The 15,240-nt window shown below is 65.3% G+C and carries 18 protein-coding genes; all 18 read left to right on the forward strand.

What is annotated here, in order from left to right:
• The first annotated feature begins 366 nt into the window (after nucleotides 1-366).
• Nucleotides 367-687 carry a hypothetical protein gene (locus ATE70_RS22425; RefSeq protein WP_231732819.1) on the forward strand — a complete coding sequence of 107 codons (321 nt, stop codon included), beginning with the start codon at nucleotides 367-369 and terminating at the stop codon, nucleotides 685-687.
• Between the two features lie 54 nt (nucleotides 688-741).
• A complete protein-coding gene (locus tag ATE70_RS22430; RefSeq protein WP_058539759.1) occupies nucleotides 742-2,085 on the forward strand; it encodes a TldD/PmbA family protein in 1,344 nt (447 codons plus the stop codon).
• A gap of 12 nt (nucleotides 2,086-2,097) precedes the next feature.
• On the forward strand, nucleotides 2,098-2,889 hold the full coding sequence (locus ATE70_RS22435; protein WP_058539760.1) for an inositol monophosphatase family protein: 792 nt from the start codon (nucleotides 2,098-2,100) through the stop codon (nucleotides 2,887-2,889).
• A gap of 199 nt (nucleotides 2,890-3,088) precedes the next feature.
• Complete coding sequence (rpsM, locus tag ATE70_RS22440; protein ID WP_037513891.1) at nucleotides 3,089-3,457, forward strand: 30S ribosomal protein S13; 369 nt, start codon at nucleotides 3,089-3,091, stop codon at nucleotides 3,455-3,457.
• Between the two features lie 101 nt (nucleotides 3,458-3,558).
• Entirely contained in the window at nucleotides 3,559-3,948 is a 390-nt protein-coding gene (gene rpsK / locus ATE70_RS22445) for a 30S ribosomal protein S11 (RefSeq protein ID WP_003040416.1), read from the forward strand.
• 100 nt (nucleotides 3,949-4,048) lie between these two features.
• Nucleotides 4,049-5,107: a DNA-directed RNA polymerase subunit alpha gene (locus ATE70_RS22450; protein ID WP_058539761.1), complete on the forward strand. Its 1,059-nt coding sequence runs from the start codon at nucleotides 4,049-4,051 to the stop codon at nucleotides 5,105-5,107.
• A 163-nt stretch (nucleotides 5,108-5,270) separates the two neighbouring features.
• Complete coding sequence (gene rplQ, locus ATE70_RS22455; RefSeq protein WP_058539762.1) at nucleotides 5,271-5,693, forward strand: 50S ribosomal protein L17; 423 nt, start codon at nucleotides 5,271-5,273, stop codon at nucleotides 5,691-5,693.
• A 104-nt stretch (nucleotides 5,694-5,797) separates the two neighbouring features.
• Nucleotides 5,798-6,382: a GbsR/MarR family transcriptional regulator gene (locus ATE70_RS22460; RefSeq protein ID WP_058539763.1), complete on the forward strand. Its 585-nt coding sequence runs from the start codon at nucleotides 5,798-5,800 to the stop codon at nucleotides 6,380-6,382.
• Nucleotide 6,383: 1 nt separating this feature from the next.
• Nucleotides 6,384-7,052, forward strand: a complete 669-nt coding sequence (locus ATE70_RS22465) for a DUF4166 domain-containing protein (protein ID WP_058539764.1) — start codon at nucleotides 6,384-6,386, stop codon at nucleotides 7,050-7,052.
• The gene (locus ATE70_RS22470) at nucleotides 7,045-7,452 is read left to right on the forward strand and encodes a thiol-disulfide oxidoreductase DCC family protein (RefSeq protein WP_058539765.1); all 408 of its coding nucleotides are present in this window, start codon (nucleotides 7,045-7,047) and stop codon (nucleotides 7,450-7,452) included. Before ATE70_RS22465 ends, ATE70_RS22470 begins: the two co-directional genes overlap by 8 nt.
• The gene (locus ATE70_RS22475; protein WP_058539766.1) at nucleotides 7,449-9,104 is read left to right on the forward strand and encodes an SDR family oxidoreductase; all 1,656 of its coding nucleotides are present in this window, start codon (nucleotides 7,449-7,451) and stop codon (nucleotides 9,102-9,104) included. Before ATE70_RS22470 ends, ATE70_RS22475 begins: the two co-directional genes overlap by 4 nt.
• Before the next feature lie 88 nt (nucleotides 9,105-9,192).
• Nucleotides 9,193-11,352 (forward strand): prolyl oligopeptidase family serine peptidase, encoded by a 2,160-nt coding sequence (locus ATE70_RS22480; RefSeq protein ID WP_082640059.1) that lies wholly within the window; start codon nucleotides 9,193-9,195, stop codon nucleotides 11,350-11,352.
• Complete coding sequence (locus tag ATE70_RS22485; RefSeq protein ID WP_058539767.1) at nucleotides 11,352-11,840, forward strand: GAF domain-containing protein; 489 nt, start codon at nucleotides 11,352-11,354, stop codon at nucleotides 11,838-11,840. Before ATE70_RS22480 ends, ATE70_RS22485 begins: the two co-directional genes overlap by 1 nt.
• A gap of 115 nt (nucleotides 11,841-11,955) precedes the next feature.
• Nucleotides 11,956-12,798, forward strand: a complete 843-nt coding sequence (locus ATE70_RS22490; RefSeq protein ID WP_058539768.1) for a glycine zipper 2TM domain-containing protein — start codon at nucleotides 11,956-11,958, stop codon at nucleotides 12,796-12,798.
• A 288-nt stretch (nucleotides 12,799-13,086) separates the two neighbouring features.
• Nucleotides 13,087-13,626 carry a hypothetical protein gene (locus tag ATE70_RS22495; protein WP_058539769.1) on the forward strand — a complete coding sequence of 180 codons (540 nt, stop codon included), beginning with the start codon at nucleotides 13,087-13,089 and terminating at the stop codon, nucleotides 13,624-13,626.
• A 185-nt stretch (nucleotides 13,627-13,811) separates the two neighbouring features.
• A complete protein-coding gene (locus tag ATE70_RS22500) occupies nucleotides 13,812-14,348 on the forward strand; it encodes a hypothetical protein (protein ID WP_058539770.1) in 537 nt (178 codons plus the stop codon).
• A 177-nt stretch (nucleotides 14,349-14,525) separates the two neighbouring features.
• Complete coding sequence (locus ATE70_RS22505) at nucleotides 14,526-14,744, forward strand: hypothetical protein (RefSeq protein WP_058539771.1); 219 nt, start codon at nucleotides 14,526-14,528, stop codon at nucleotides 14,742-14,744.
• A gap of 103 nt (nucleotides 14,745-14,847) precedes the next feature.
• A partial coding sequence (locus tag ATE70_RS22510) for a PilZ domain-containing protein (RefSeq protein WP_058539772.1) occupies nucleotides 14,848-15,240 on the forward strand: 393 nt, incomplete at its 3' end.

Below are 15,240 nucleotides of genomic sequence, written 5' to 3' on the forward strand. Positions count from 1 at the left end.
TCCCCGGTTTCCTGAAACGAACGACTATGGCCTAGACGCTACCGCAGCCAGCCCCGGAAGCAAGTCGACCAACCGCGCACATGGCTCGACCATTGACCGCAGTTGTGAGCCGATAAGGCGATGAATATGGCCGTTTTTGCAGCATTTTTGCAGTCCGGCGCGATTTGGTTGCAAATCCGCGCCGAACTGAGTGCAAAAATTAACGAATCACTGGCAAGCTGTCTTGACTTGGGAATTTTTGAGGCAAAACGTGCGGTTCTGGGAATCGCCAGCCTAGGGGGCTGTAATATGGCATCAGCATTTGGACCGCGCCTGTGGAGGCGCACGACCGTTAGCGTGCCGCCGGCACGGAGTCTGGGTCGCCGAATGACGTGGCACGCCGCCGCCGCCCTCCTCGCTTTTGCCGCCTTGCAGATCTGGCTCGTGATGAGCGCGGTCGCTGCCGGCGCGCCGTCTGCTTTCATCGTCGTCGCGCTGGTTATGCTGCTCGTGCTCGCCCTCCCCGTCGCGCGCTCGACCGAACGCCACTGGTATCGCCTCAGCCGTCAGGCGCTCGCGAGCTGGGGCCTGCATGCGCGCTTCCGCCGCGACGTCCGCCGCCTGTGGGTTGCAGCACTCACGCTGCCCTTCCTGTGGATCAGCGGCGCGATGGCCGCCACCGACGCCATCGCGAAGATCGCGAACTGACCCTTTTTCAGCGCTGGTTTTGATTTTTTGCCGCGCGCCGTATAGGGCGCGGCCATGCTGACCGTTTCCGAAGCCCTCGATCGTGCGCAGATGCTGTGCGACGCCGCTGCGAAAGCCGGCGCCGATGCCGCCGACGCGCTCTATTATTGCAACGCCGCAACCTCGGTCTCTATGCGGCTCGGCGCGCTCGAGGATGTCGAGCGGTCCGAGGGGCAGGATATTTCGCTCCGCGTCTTCGTCGGCCAGCGCAGCGCGAGCGTATCGACCGCCGACATGGACGCGGGCGAACTGACCAAGCTGGTCGAACGCTGCGTCGCGATGGCGCGCGAGGCGCCCGAGGATCCCTATGCCGGCCTCGCGCCCGAAGAGCTGCTGTTCAAGGAGCCCGTCCCCGATTTCGATCTCGATGACAACAGCGAAGCCGATCCCGCTGCGCTGCGGACCGCCGCACTGGCAGTCGAGGAAGCCGCGCGCGCTGTCACGGGCGTGACCAACAGCGAGGGCGGCAGCGCAAGCCACAGCCGCACGCGCTTCGCGCTCGCGACCAGCCATGGCTTTGCCGGCGGTTACGGGTCGAGCGGCCACAGCCTGTCGGCGAGCGTGATCGCGGGCGAAGGCGCAAGCATGCAGCGCGATTATGGCTGGCACAGCGCGCATCATCTGGCGGACCTCGAAAGCGCGGCGGACATCGGCAACCGCGCCGGTACGCGCGCTGTTGCAAGGCTGAACCCGGGCAAGGCGCCGAACGGCAAACTGCCCGTGCTGCTTGATCCGCGCGTCAGCGGCGGCATCGTCGGCCATCTGCTCGGCGCGATCGCCGGGCCCGCGATCGCGCGCGGCACCAGTTTCCTCCTCGGCAAGGAAGAGCAGACGCTGTTCGACAGCGGCATTATCATCCGCGACGAACCGCACCGCGCACGCGGCCTGCGCAGCCGCGCCTTCGACGGCGAGGGCTTGCCCACCGCGGCGCGCGACATCGTCGCCGGTGGCAAGATCACCGGCTGGCTGCTCGACACCGCATCGGCGAAACAGCTCGGCCTGGCGCCGACCGGCCATGCCAGCCGCGGCGGCGGCGCGTCGGGGGTGGGCGCGAGCAACCTGCACCTCGCGGCGGGCAGCGTGACACCCGCGGCGCTGATGGAGGGCATCGCCGACGGCGTCTATATCACCGAACTGATCGGCCACGGCGTCAATCCGGTGACCGGCGATTACAGCCGCGGCGCGTCGGGTTTCCTGATCAAGGATGGCGCTCTCGCCGGGCCGATCGCCGAATTTACGATCGCGGGCAATCTCATCGACATGTTCGCAGGCCTGATCCCCGCGAACGACCTCGAATTCCGCCATGGCACCAACGCGCCGACGCTGCGCATCGACGGCATGACCGTCGCGTCGAGCTAGAGACCGCCGCCGATGCCCGGCCGCAACCTCGAAGCCGCGATCGCCGCGACGCGCGAAGTCGGCGACATGGCGATGGCGCGCTGGCGCGGCGAGGGACAAGCGGTCAATGTTTGGAACAAGTCGCACGACAATCCGGTCAGCGACGTCGACCTCGCGGTCGATGCGCGGCTGAAGGCCGTGCTCGGCGCGATGGTGCCCGAGGCGGGGTGGCTGTCCGAAGAAACCGCCGACAATGAAGCGCGGCTGTCGTGCCGCGCGATGTGGTGCGTCGACCCGATCGACGGCACGCGCGATTTCATCCGCGGCCGGCCCGGTTGGTGCGTATCGGTCGCGCTCGTGATCGACGGCACGCCCGAGTTCGGCATCCTCTACGCCCCCGCGCTCGACGAACTATGGGTCGCACAAAAGAGCCAGGGCGCGCTGCTCAACGGCGAAACGCTGCACGCCAGCCAGCGCACGACATTCGCCGGATCGCGCGTCCCCGCCGATGCGCTGCCCAAGGTCGACAGCGACCTGGTCATCGTCACCAAGCCGAACAGCATCGCGCTGCGTATGGCGCTCGTCGCCGACGACCGCGCCGACCTCGTCGCAACGCTGCGCTGGGGGTTCGAGTGGGATGTCGCCGCCGCGGCGCTGATCGCCAGCGAGGCCGGAGCGACGGTGACCGACGCGTTCGGCGCCCCTTTGCACTTCAATACCCCGCGCGCGCAGGCGTTCGGTGTGATTGCGTGCGCCCCCGGAATCCATGCCGCCGTTGTCGACCGCTTGCATGATCGCGCGGTCACCCTTACATCGCCATCCTGAGCGGTGATCCACGGCTTCAAACCACCGCACTTCGCTTGACAATCAGCCCGACTCACCTTAGTTGCGCGTCCATTCCGACAGCCTGACCGGACGGCGAAGCGCCATGCGCGCATCGTGGTCCGTTTTTTGCGTTGGAAAATCAGACGCTTTGAGATGGGGCCGATTGCCTACGGCCCCGTGGAGCAGGAGAAAGTTACCAATGGCACGTATTGCGGGCGTCAACTTGCCCACCAACAAGCGCGTAATCATCGCGCTCACCTACATCCACGGCATCGGTCGCAAGAGCGCTGTCGACATCGCCAACAAGCTGGGCATCGACCACACGCGTCGCGTTCAGGATCTTTCGGATGCCGAAATCCTGCAGATCCGCGAAACGCTCGACGCCGACCACACGGTCGAGGGTGATCTTCGCCGCAACACGGCGATGAACATCAAGCGCCTGATGGACCTCGCCTGCTATCGCGGCCTGCGTCATCGCAAGGGCCTTCCGGTCCGCGGCCAGCGCACGCACACCAATGCGCGCACCCGCAAGGGCAAGGCCAAGGCGATCGCCGGTAAGAAGAAATAAGGTCGAGCGCGTCCATCCGGGCGCGCTTCCTTATTTCCCCTGCCGGGGCAGCGGCGCATCGCCCGCCACCGGCCATTCAGGATTTAGGTTAGGAATATATCATGGCTCGTGAACCGCAGCGTCTTCGTCGGCGCGAACGCAAAAACATCTCGTCGGGCGTCGCCCACGTCAACGCGACCTTCAACAACACGATGATCACCATCACCGACGCACAGGGCAACGCGATTGCCTGGTCGAGCGCCGGCATGATGGGCTTCAAGGGAAGCCGCAAGTCGACCCCGTATGCGGCGCAGGTTTGCGCCGAAGACGCCGGCAAGAAGGCCGCCGAACATGGCGTCCGTACGCTGGAAGTCGAAGTCAAGGGCCCGGGTGCGGGCCGTGAATCGGCTCTCCGCGCGCTGCAGGCCGTCGGGTTCCACATCACGTCGATCCGCGACGTGACGCCGATCCCGCACAATGGCGTCCGCCCGGCCAAGCGCCGCCGCGTCTGACGTCTTTCGGGCGCGCTCCGCCGGAGCGCCGCCCGTACAAAACTCCTCGCTGGACTGGTGGTCGACCCCCACCCGTCCCGCCCAAAGCAAAGGGAAATCCATGACTGTCAATATCCGGAACTGGCAGGAATTGAAGAAGCCCAGCAACCTGGAAATCAAGGCTGGCAGCGACGGCAAGCGCAAGGCGACCTTCGTCGCCGAACCGCTCGAGCGCGGCTTCGGCCTGACGCTCGGCAACGCGCTGCGCCGCGTGCTGCTCTCGTCGCTCCAGGGTGCGGCTATCACGTCGATCAAGATCGAGAATGTGCTCCACGAATTCTCGAGCCTCGCCGGCGTGCGTGAAGATGTCACCGACATCGTCCTCAACGTGAAGCAGATCGCGCTCAAGATGGAAGGCGAAGGCCCGAAGCGGCTTCAGCTTTCGGCGACCGGTCCCGCGACCGTCAAGGCCGGCGACATCATGGTGTCGGGCGACATCAAGGTGATGAACCCGAACCATGTCATCTGCCACCTCGACGACGGTGCGACGCTGAACATGGAACTCGTTGCCGACACCGGCAAGGGTTACGTCCCCGCGACCGCCAACCGTCCGATCGATGCGCCGATCGGCCTGATCCCGGTCGACTCGCTCTACTCGCCCGTGCGCCAGGTTGCCTACAAGGTCGACAATGCCCGCATCGGCCAGGAACTGGACTATGACAAGCTGAACCTGACCGTCGAAACCGACGGCACGATCACCCCGGAAGACGCCGTCGCTTACGCCGCGCGCATCCTCCAGGACCAGCTCCAGGTCTTCGTCCACTTCGAAGAAGCGATGAACGACAGCGGCCTCATCGGCATGGCGGCTTCGCCGACCACCGCCGACGAATCGGACGTCAACCAGCTCAACCGCTTCCTTCTCAAGAAGGTCGACGAGCTCGAACTGTCGGTCCGTTCGGCGAACTGCCTCAAGAACGACAACATCATCTATATCGGTGATCTCGTTCAGAAGACCGAAGCCGAAATGCTCCGCACGCCGAACTTCGGCCGCAAGTCCTTGAACGAAATCAAGGAAGTGCTGTCGTCGATGGGCCTGCGTCTCGGCATGGACATCCCCGGCTGGCCGCCGGAGAACATCGAAGAAATGGCCAAGAAGCTCGAACAAGAGCTGCTGGGCTGAAGATAGCCGTCGCCCCAGCGAAAGCTGGGGCCGCTATCGTGGCATTGTGCCGCGAGCGATCCCAGCTTTCGCTGGGATGACGATTTCGGGAATGGGTCGGCCCGCACATCGACCTGGCTTGGGGTACCTCGAACGGCCCCTCTGACAAACGAAGGAATGAATTATGCGTCATAAATCGGGTGGCCGGAAGCTTCAGCGCACGAGCGCGCATCGCACGGCCCTGTTCCGCAACATGTCGGCTTCGCTCATCAAGCATGAGCAGATCACGACGACCGTCGCCAAGGCGAAGGAACTGCGTCCCTATATCGAAAAGCTGGTGACGCTCGCCAAGCGCGGTGGCCTTGCCAACCGTCGCCTCGCGAACAGCCGCCTGCTCGACGACACGCAGCTCAAGAAGCTGTTCGACGTGCTGGCCGAGCGCTACAAGGACCGCAACGGCGGCTACACCCGCGTGATCAAGGCCGGCATCCGCGCCTCGGACGCGGCGCCGATGGCGATCATCGAATTCGTCGACCGCGACGTCGATGCCAAGGGCCAGGATTCGGGTCCCGTCGAGCAGTATGACGACGAGGCGGAAGCCGCATAAGGCGCGCTTCGAGCGACACGAGAAACAAGGGCGGCATCCGAAAGGATCGCCGCCCTTTTTCATGCCCGATTGACATCCATCCTGTTTCGTCCGATATTTCTGTTATGACAGAAATTACCGAACATGATTCGAAACTGTCCCCGGCGGCGACCGAATTCATCCTTCATTGGGGTAATCTCGGCGGCCAGTGGGGTGTCAACCGCTCGGTGGCGCAAATCCATGCCTTGCTGTTCATCTCCGACCGCGCGCTCCACGCCGAGGAGATCGCCGAGATGCTCGGACTCGCGCGCTCGAACGTCTCCAACTCGATCAAGGAACTGCTCGGCTGGCGGCTGATCGAGCGCGTCCCGTTGCTCGGCGACCGGCGCGACCATTTCACCGCCGAAAAAGACATCTGGGAAATGGTCACGCGGATCGCCGCGGGCCGCAAGGCACGCGAGGTCGATCCCGCCGAGGCGGCGCTGAAAGCGTGTGTCGCGCGCGCGGCGAATGACCCCGGGCTCAGTCCCGATGCCAAGGCACGCCTGTCCGACATGCTCGATTTCGTGACAACAATGGGGCGCTGGCACGGCGAAATGCTGAGCGTGCCCAAACCTGCGCTGATGCGGCTGATCAGGCTCGGCGCCGGGGTAACGAAGCTGATCAACTGGCGTCCGGGCAAGGGCAAGGACGCCGGTCAGGAGCGGTAGGATGCGCAGCGGTGCGGAACGACGGAGCGAGGCGATGGTCCCGGCGGCACGCGATGCCGGCGATACGCTCGCCGACGATCGCTTTCGCCGCCTCGTTCCGCGCGCGGACTGGGACGCGCTGCCCGCCGACGTCCGGCGCCGCTTTTCGAAACGCCTCTGCGGAACCGCTGTCGCGACCTATAGCGGTGAGATTGCCTGGACGCGCCTCTCTCGCACCGGCTGGCTGCTTGCCCAGCTCTGCCGCCTGATCGGCGCGCCGTTGCCGACGAGCGCCAGCGGCCCCGCGCCCGCCGCCGTCGCGGTCAGCAAGGACCACACCAGCGGCGGCCAGTGCTGGACGCGCCTTTATGGCCGGACGCGCGGCCATCCGCAGGTGATCCACAGCGCGAAGAGCTTTGCGGGCCCAACCGGACTCGAAGAGCATATCGGCGGCGGTTTCGGCATGGCGCTTACGGTCCGTGCCGAAGCTGATGCGCTGATCTTCACCTCCGACCATTATTTCTGGCAAGCGGCGGGGCTTCGGCTCCGCCTTCCCCGCCGGCTGTCCCTCGGCACGACCGTCGTGACGCATCAGCATCTCGGCAGCGGCCGCTTCGCCTTCGACCTCAAGATCACACACCCGCTGTTTGGCGAGCTGCTCAATCAGCACGGATTGTTCCGCGATGCCTGACGCGGCCGGCCCGATTATCCTGTTCGACGCCGAATGCGTGCTGTGCTCGGCCAACGCGCAGTTCGTGCTGCGGCACGACAAGGTCGCGCGGTTCCGCCTCGCATCGATCCAGGGGGTGGCGGGTGCCGCGCTGTGCCGCGAACATGGCCTCGATCCGCGCGACCCGACGAGCATTCTAATTATCGATGGTGCACGCGTTCGGCGCGACAGCGATGCCGTGCTCGCAATCTATGAGGGACTCGGATGGCCGTGGCGGGTGCTCGCGCTCTTTCGCCTGGTCCCGGCATTCTTCCGGGACCCCATTTACCGCTGGATCGCGCGCCATCGCTACCGTCTGTTCGGAAAGCGCGCGACCTGCTGGGTCGCGCCGCCCGAATATCAAAACCGGATATTAGAATGAAGATATTGATCCTCGGCGGCTATGGCGTGTTCGGCGGACGCCTTGCTGAACTGCTCGCCGACGTGCCCGACATCGACCTCTTCATCTGCGGCCGCGACCTCGGCCGCGCGGAGCGCTTCTGCGCCGCCTATCGCGGCATCGCGCGCGTCAATCCGCATAGGCTCGACCGGCGCGATACCGCTGCGGCGCTGGATCGGCTCCGTCCCGACCTCGTCGTCGATGCTTCGGGACCCTTCCAGGATTATGGCGCCGACGGCTATCGGGTGGTCGAGGCGTGCATCGCGGCGAAAGTCGACTATCTCGATTTCGCCGACGGCGCCGATTTCGTCTTCGGCATCGACCGCTTCGATGCCGCGGCGAAGACCGCGGGCATCTTCATCCTGTCGGGGGTCAGCAGTTTCCCCGCGCTCACCGGCGCGGTGTTGCGCGAAATGGCAAAGACGATGGACGTCCGCGCGGTCGAGGGCGGGATCGCGCCGTCGCCCTTTGCGGGCATCGGGCTCAACGTGATGCGCGCGGTCGTCGGCTATGCCGGCGCCCCGGTGAAGCTGCGACGCGGCGGCAAGGATGCGCACGGCATCGGGCTTGCGGAAAGCCTGCGCTATACCGTCGCGGTCCCCGGCCGGCTGCCACTCAGGAACATCCATTTCTCGCTAGTCGACGTCCCCGATCTCCAGCTCATCCCGCGCGCCTGGCCCGCGCTCACCGACATCTGGATGGGCGCGGGCCCGGTCCCCGAAATCCTGCATCGCATCCTGAACCTGCTGGCAAAGGCCCGCGCGCGCTTTCACTTGCCGTCGTTCGAGCCCTTCTCGCGCCTCTTCTACGCGGTGCTCAACCGCATGCGCTTCGGCGAGCATCGCGGCGGGATGTTCATTCGCGCGCGCGGGCTTGCCGAAGGAAAATTGGCCGAACGGAGCTGGCATCTTTTGGCCGAAGGCGATGACGGGCCCTATATTCCGTCGATGGCGATCGAGGCGATCGTCCGCAAATTGCGCGCCGGCGATCGTCCGGCCGCCGGCGCGCGGTCGAGCGTCGATGCGCTGAGACTCGCCGACTATGACGCGCTGTTCGCGAACAGATCGATTCACGCCGGCTTTCGCAGCGAAGAGCCCGACGCGCCGCTCTATCGTCAGCTTCTCGGGACCGCCTTCGACACGCTGCCGCCGACGCTTCAGTTGCTGCACGGAAGCAAGGCCGAACGCCGGTGGCAGGGTCACGCCGAAGTGCGCCGCGGCACCGGGCTGCTCGCGCGGATCGCCGCCGCGATCGTCGGCTTTCCGAAAGCGGCTGCGCGCGTCCCCGTCACGGTCGCCTTTACCCCCGAAAAGGGCGGCGAGCGCTGGACCCGCGATTTCGGCGGCAAGCGCTTTGCGTCGTTGCAGTCGCGCGGCACCGGCCGGAACGACTATCTGCTCGTCGAGCGCTTCGGCCCGCTATCGTTCGCGATGGCGCTCGTGGTCGAGAAGGACCGCCTTCATCTGGTCCCGCGCCGCTGGTCGGCCTTTGGCATCCCGATGCCGCGCTGGCTGATGCCCCGCGGCCCCAGCTTCGAGACCGAGGCAGACGGCAGTTTCCGTTTCGATGTCGAAATTGCAGCGCCGCTTCTCGGCTTGGTCGTCGCCTATCGCGGATCGCTCGATCCCGCCTGACGGGTATCAAATCCCCTTGCCCGCCCCTTGCCGATGCTTACATATCGACGCACGATAATTTCCCGCAGAGAATGAGGATCGCCTTGCCATGTCCCGTAAAGCCCTGTCCGCGCCGCTCGCGCTGGTTGCCCTGACGATGATCCCGGGCGCAGCAGCGGCGGCCGACGCCGCGGCGACATCGGCGACGGCCAAGGCCTTGACCTATCCCGACACCACGCGCGGCGACACGGTCGATCCGCAGTTCGGCGTCGACGTTGCCGACCCCTATCGCTGGCTGGAGGACGACGTCCGCGTCAATCCGAAGGTCGCTGACTGGGTCGCCGCGCAGAACAAGGTCACCGATAGCTATCTCGAAACATTGCCCGGCCGCGACAGCTTCAAGGAGCGGATGACCGAGCTTTACAATTACGAACGCTTCGGCCTGCCGACGAAGGCCGGAACGCGCTATTTCTATAGCCGCAACGACGGGCTCCAGCCGCAGTCGGTGCTCTATGTCCGCGAAGGGCTCAAAGGAGAGGGTCGCATACTGATCGACCCCAATAGCTGGGCGAAGGACGGCGCGACCGCGCTCGGCGAGTGGAACCCGTCGGAAGATGGCAAGCATCTCCTCTATTCGGTGCAGGACGGCGGCACCGACTGGCGCATCGTGCGCGTCAAGGATGTCGCAACGGGTCAGGACCTGTCCGACGAGGTGCGCTGGGTCAAATTTTCGGCGCTCGACTGGGCGAAGGACGGCAGCGGCTTTTATTATTCGCGCTTCCCCGAGCCTAAAGAGGGCGAAGCCTTTCAGTCGCTCAACGAAAATCACAGCGTCTATTTCCACAAGCTCGGGACGCCGCAGAGCGCGGACGTGCTGATCCACGCGACCCCCGACAAGCCCAAGCTCAACAACAGCGCCGTCGTCACCGACGACGGCCAATATCTGCTCGTCGTCTCGTCCGAAGGCACCGACGAACGCTATGGCCTGACGCTGTATCCGCTCGGCAAGCGCGGCGCGAAGCCGATCACGCTTGTCGACGATTTTGCGAACAACTGGGAATATGTGACCAATGAGGGTACGCGCTTTACCTTTGTCACCAACAAGGGCGCGCCGCGCGGACGCATCGTGTCGCTGGACATCAAAAAGCCCGCCGCGCTGACGCAGCTGGTCGGCGAGAATGAGGCGACGCTGGTCGGCGCATCGCGTGTCGGCAACCGCCTGATTCTCTCCTACCTCGGCGATGCCAAGTCGGAGGCGCGCATGGTCGCGCTCGACGGCAAGCCGATCGCCAACATCAATCTCGCCGACATCGGCGCGGCCTCGGGCTTCGGCGGCAAGTCGAGCGACCCCGAAACCTTCTACAGCTTCTCGAGCTATGCGCGGCCGACGACGATCTATCGCTTCGACACGCAGACCGGGAAGAGCGAGATTTTCGCCGAACCGAAGCTGACCTTCAGGCCCGCCGACTTCAGCGTCGAGCAGCGTTTCTACAAGTCGAAGGACGGCACCGAAGTGCCGATGTTCGTCGTGATGAAAAAGGGCCCCGACCGCAGCAAGGGATCGCCGACATTGCTCTATGGCTATGGTGGCTTCAACGTCTCGATGACCCCCGGCTTTTCGCCGACCAAGCTCGCCTGGGTCGACAAGGGCGGCGTGCTCGCGATCGCGAACCTGCGCGGCGGCGGCGAATATGGCAAGGCGTGGCACGACGCCGGGCGCCTCGACAAGAAGCAGAATGTCTTCGACGATTTCATCGCCGCGGGCGAATATCTGATCGCCGAAGGTATCGCAGGCAAGGGCCAGATCGCGATCGAGGGCGGATCGAACGGCGGGCTGCTCGTCGGCGCGGTGACCAACCAGCGCCCCGACCTGTTCGCCGCGGCGCTGCCCGCGGTCGGCGTGATGGACATGCTGCGCTTCGACCGCTTCACCGCCGGCCGCTATTGGGTCGACGATTATGGCTATCCGTCGAAGGAAGGCGATTTCAAGAATCTGCTCGCCTATTCGCCGTACCATAATATCAAGGACGGCACCGCCTATCCCGCGGTGCTGGTGACGACCGCCGACACCGACGACCGCGTCGTGCCGGGGCACAGCTTCAAATATACCGCGGCGCTCCAGCATGCGAAGGCGGGCGACAAGCCGCACCTGATCCGCGTCGAAACGCGCGCGGGCCACGGCAGCGGCAAGCCGACCGACAAGATCATCGCCGAGGCGGCCGACAAATATGCCTTCGCGGCGAAGTGGACCGGGCTGAGCGTCGAATAATGTCCTTCGCCCTCGCCTTCTCCGCCACCGATCCCGCCGAACGCTGGGCTGAGGCGGGTGATGCCGCGGCCGCGCTCGTCGCGGGCGAGCCCGACGGCATCGCCAATATGGCGAATGTCGCGGCGCTGATCTGGCAGGCGATCCCCGACCTCAACTGGGCAGGCTTCTATCGCTTCGACGGGACCGAGCTCGTGCTTGGCCCGTTCCAGGGCAAGGCGGCGTGCATCCGCATTCCGCTGGGCAAAGGGGTGTGCGGCGCCGCTGCGCGGCTGCGCGCCACGCAGCGCGTCGACGATGTCCACGCCTTTCCCGGCCATATCGCGTGCGACGCCGACAGCCGCAGCGAGCTCGTCGTGCCGGTGATCGCGAACGACCGGCTGGTCGGCGTGCTCGACCTCGACAGTCCGATCCCTGACCGCTTCACCGCCGCCGACCAGGCAGGTGCCGAAGCGCTCGTCGCGCGCATCGCGGCCGCGCTGGCGGCCTGAAACGCCGCCCCAAATCGGGACAGATAAGTCACGGTTAACGGATTCGCGAAAAGGCGCTAATTTTGCTAACAAACTGTTAACCAATCGGTTCGGCCGAGGGAACAGGGAGTAAGTCATGCGCACGTTCGTGTTGTTGGGAATGGCCGCAGGGTCGTTGTTGCTGGCGAGCCATACGCGCGCCGAGCAGCCCGCACTCGACTATGGCGTTCCCGCCGATCCCGATACCCGTGTTTACACCGGCTATCCCGACCGCGTGCCGAGCGAAGTCGATTATCGCCACGTCAATGGCACCTATGACGCCGAGGGCCGCTGGACCGGCACCTGGGACGGCACGTACGAGACATCCGACGGCCGCCGCTACGAAGGCCGTTATGAAGGCACGATCGAGGGCCATGGTGCCGGCTATCCGCCGCCGCCCGCTTACGACCCCCGTTATCACGGTGGGTATGACGCCCGTTACGACGAAGAGATGGAACGCCGCTGTGGCCGGGGGGGCACAGTGGGCGGCGCGGTTGTCGGCGGGCTCGTGGGGGGCATCGCCGGCAACCGCATAGCCGGACGCGGCGACCGCACCGCGGGCACGCTGATCGGCGGCGGGCTCGGCGCGCTGGCCGGCAGCGCGATCGGCAGTGCAGCCGACAAGAAGAAATGCGACGAATATTGGTCGAGCCGCAGCGCCCGCTACCAGGGTGGCCATTATCAGGGCGGCTATTATCCCGGCGGCACCTATCCCGGTGGCTATGCGACGACTTACCAGCACAGCGGCTACGGCTATGGCTACGGCTATTACACCCCCGGCGTCGTCGTCACGACGATCATCAACGGCGCGCCGATCGTGACCGAAACGGTCGAGACGTCGACGCGCACCTATTATGAAAATGTTCCGGTGCGGAAACGCTATGTCGCGAAGAAAAAGTGGAAGCCGAGACCCAAGGCCGCGCCGCGCTGCGTCTGCTGATACCCGGGAACAGGTCTGGTCATCTGTAACAGGCCCGTCATCCCAAGGATGGCGGGCCTTTCGGTTCTTTTCGTCATCCCGGGCTTGACCCGGGATCCCGCTTTTCCGGCGTATCGATCGCAAGCGGGACCCCGGATCAAGTCCGGGGTGACGATAAAAGGAAGGATGCCACCAAGCTCGCGTCATCGCGCCGCAGCCACGGTTCAGCGGTGCGAAAGCATCGCGCGCGTAGGGCGGTGACATTGCGGGCTGGACCATCCTGAGCCCGCCGAAGGGGAGCTTCCCTCGATGCGTAAATTGACCAGCTTCACCACCGCAGCGGCGATCGTCCTGACCTCGGTCGGTCTCATCGCCGTGCCCGCCGAAGCGCGCGGGCGCCATCATCATGGCGGCTGGGGTTATCGCGACCGCGACAATATCAGCACCGGCGACGTGCTCGGCGGGCTGCTCGTCATCGGCACGATCGCCGCCATCGCGAGCTCGGTGAGCAAGAACAAGCGCGAGCGGGCGCCCGACTATCGTTACGAGCCGCCTTATCGCGGCGACGACCAGCGGCAGGAGGTGCCGCGCTACGAACCCGATGCACCGAACGACATCACCCCCGGCGCCTATGGCCGCGGCGAGGCCGAAGCGCGCGCCGCCGATGCCTGCAGCTGGGCGGTCGAGGGCGAGATGGGCGACGACGCCCGCGTCGACAGCATCACCGGCACAGAGCCGAACAACGGCGGCTGGTACGTCACCGGCACCGCCTCGCGCCTTGGCGGCGAGGTGAGCAGCTTTGGCTGCAGCTATCGCAATGGCCGCGTTATCGACGTCAATTTCGGCTGACACTATCCAACACCGGTAAAAGGCCTCTCGCCTCCGTGGCGAGGGGCCTTTTTCCTTTATGAACGCCAGCGAAACCAAGTCTGAACCCCAGATAAGCGGTGGGTTCAGCGCCCTGTCACAGCCACACCGGTAAACCGTCTCCAACAGGCCGCGAAGCTGCTGCCTGCGCTTAAGGAGACCGAACCATGGCTATCAAAACCACCCTGACCAAGGCCGCAATTGGTGCGGCCACCGCCGGCGCGATGCTGATGAGCGCCGCCCCTGCCGCCGCGCGCGATCGCTATGACCGCGACGGAATCAGCGCGGGCGAAATCATCGCCGGCGCCGTCGTAATCGGCGGCCTCGCGGCGATCCTGTCGAGCGGCGACAACGACCGCTACGACCGTTATGATGGCCGCTACGACGATCGCTATCGCGGGCGCTATGACGATCCCCGCTACGGCTATGGCTATGACTATAACCGCTATGGCAACAGCCGCCGCGCGGTCAGCCAGTGCGTCGGCGCCGTCGAGCGCGGCAGCCGCCGCTATGGCCGCACTGACGTGACCGAGGTCACCAGCATCGACCGCAAGCGCGACGGTTACCGCGTCAAGGGCCGCGTCATCGTGCGCGATGGCTATGGCGACCGCTGGGGCCGCGGCGGCTATTACGACAAGGGCAAGTTCACTTGCGAGGTTCGTTATGGCCGCGTCCAGGACATCCGCTTCTCGGGCCTCGGCTAACCGTCAAAGCCCCTCTCCTATAGGAGAGGGGCTTTTCTTTATTCGCGTTGGGCGGCATGAAGCCATCTGCCCTCGCTCGTGCTTGGCTATCCGGCGATCCGCTTCACCGTCGGCGTCGAAGATTAGGCCCACCAGCATCAGGTCAGCATCGACGGCGCGGTCAGTTCGAACACGACGGTGAAATGGGCGCCGGTTAAGGACGCTGCCACCTATCGGCTGTACTGGCGCCGCGCCGACCGCAACGACTGGTCCGACGGCCGGGTCGTCCTGTCGGATGCTCCGACCGAGGTCGTGTCCGGTGCAATCGTCGACGATAATTTCTTTGGCGTTTCAGCGCTTTCCGTGGACGACCGCGAAAGCATCGTCACCTTGGGCGGGCTGCCGCCGGCGCAATAATTACCGAACACGCTATACGAAAATTTACCTTCTGCCTTTACGACTATCGGAGGACCACAATAATCGGCCGACGTGGGGGTCAGCCGACAGAGATGAGTCGCGCATGTCCAGTCCCGAGGCTTCCCCAGCCTCATCCGTCCCCGCCGAGAAGCGCCAGCCGCGTCAGTCGCGTCTGGTAAAGGGCGCGCTTGCCTGCGCGCGGCTCGGCCAATTCGATGTAACGATCCGCAACGTGTCCGAAACCGGCATCGGCGGGCAGGGACCCGTTGCGCTCAATATCGGCGAGCGAATCACTGTGTTTCTGCCCGGCCACGACCCGATGCTGGGCACTGTCCGCTGGGTCGTCGACAAAAGATTCGGCATCGAGACCGACCGGCCGATCGACACGGCATTGCTCCGCGCCGCGCACGGGGGGGCGGCTCCGGCAACCCATGCCGTCGCCTCGGGCTTCGAGATCGTCCCGCCCCCCCGTGCGCGGCGCGGAGCAATGCCGTGT

The organism is Sphingopyxis sp. H053 (assembly GCF_001468225.1).
Taxonomy (GTDB): domain Bacteria; phylum Pseudomonadota; class Alphaproteobacteria; order Sphingomonadales; family Sphingomonadaceae; genus Sphingopyxis.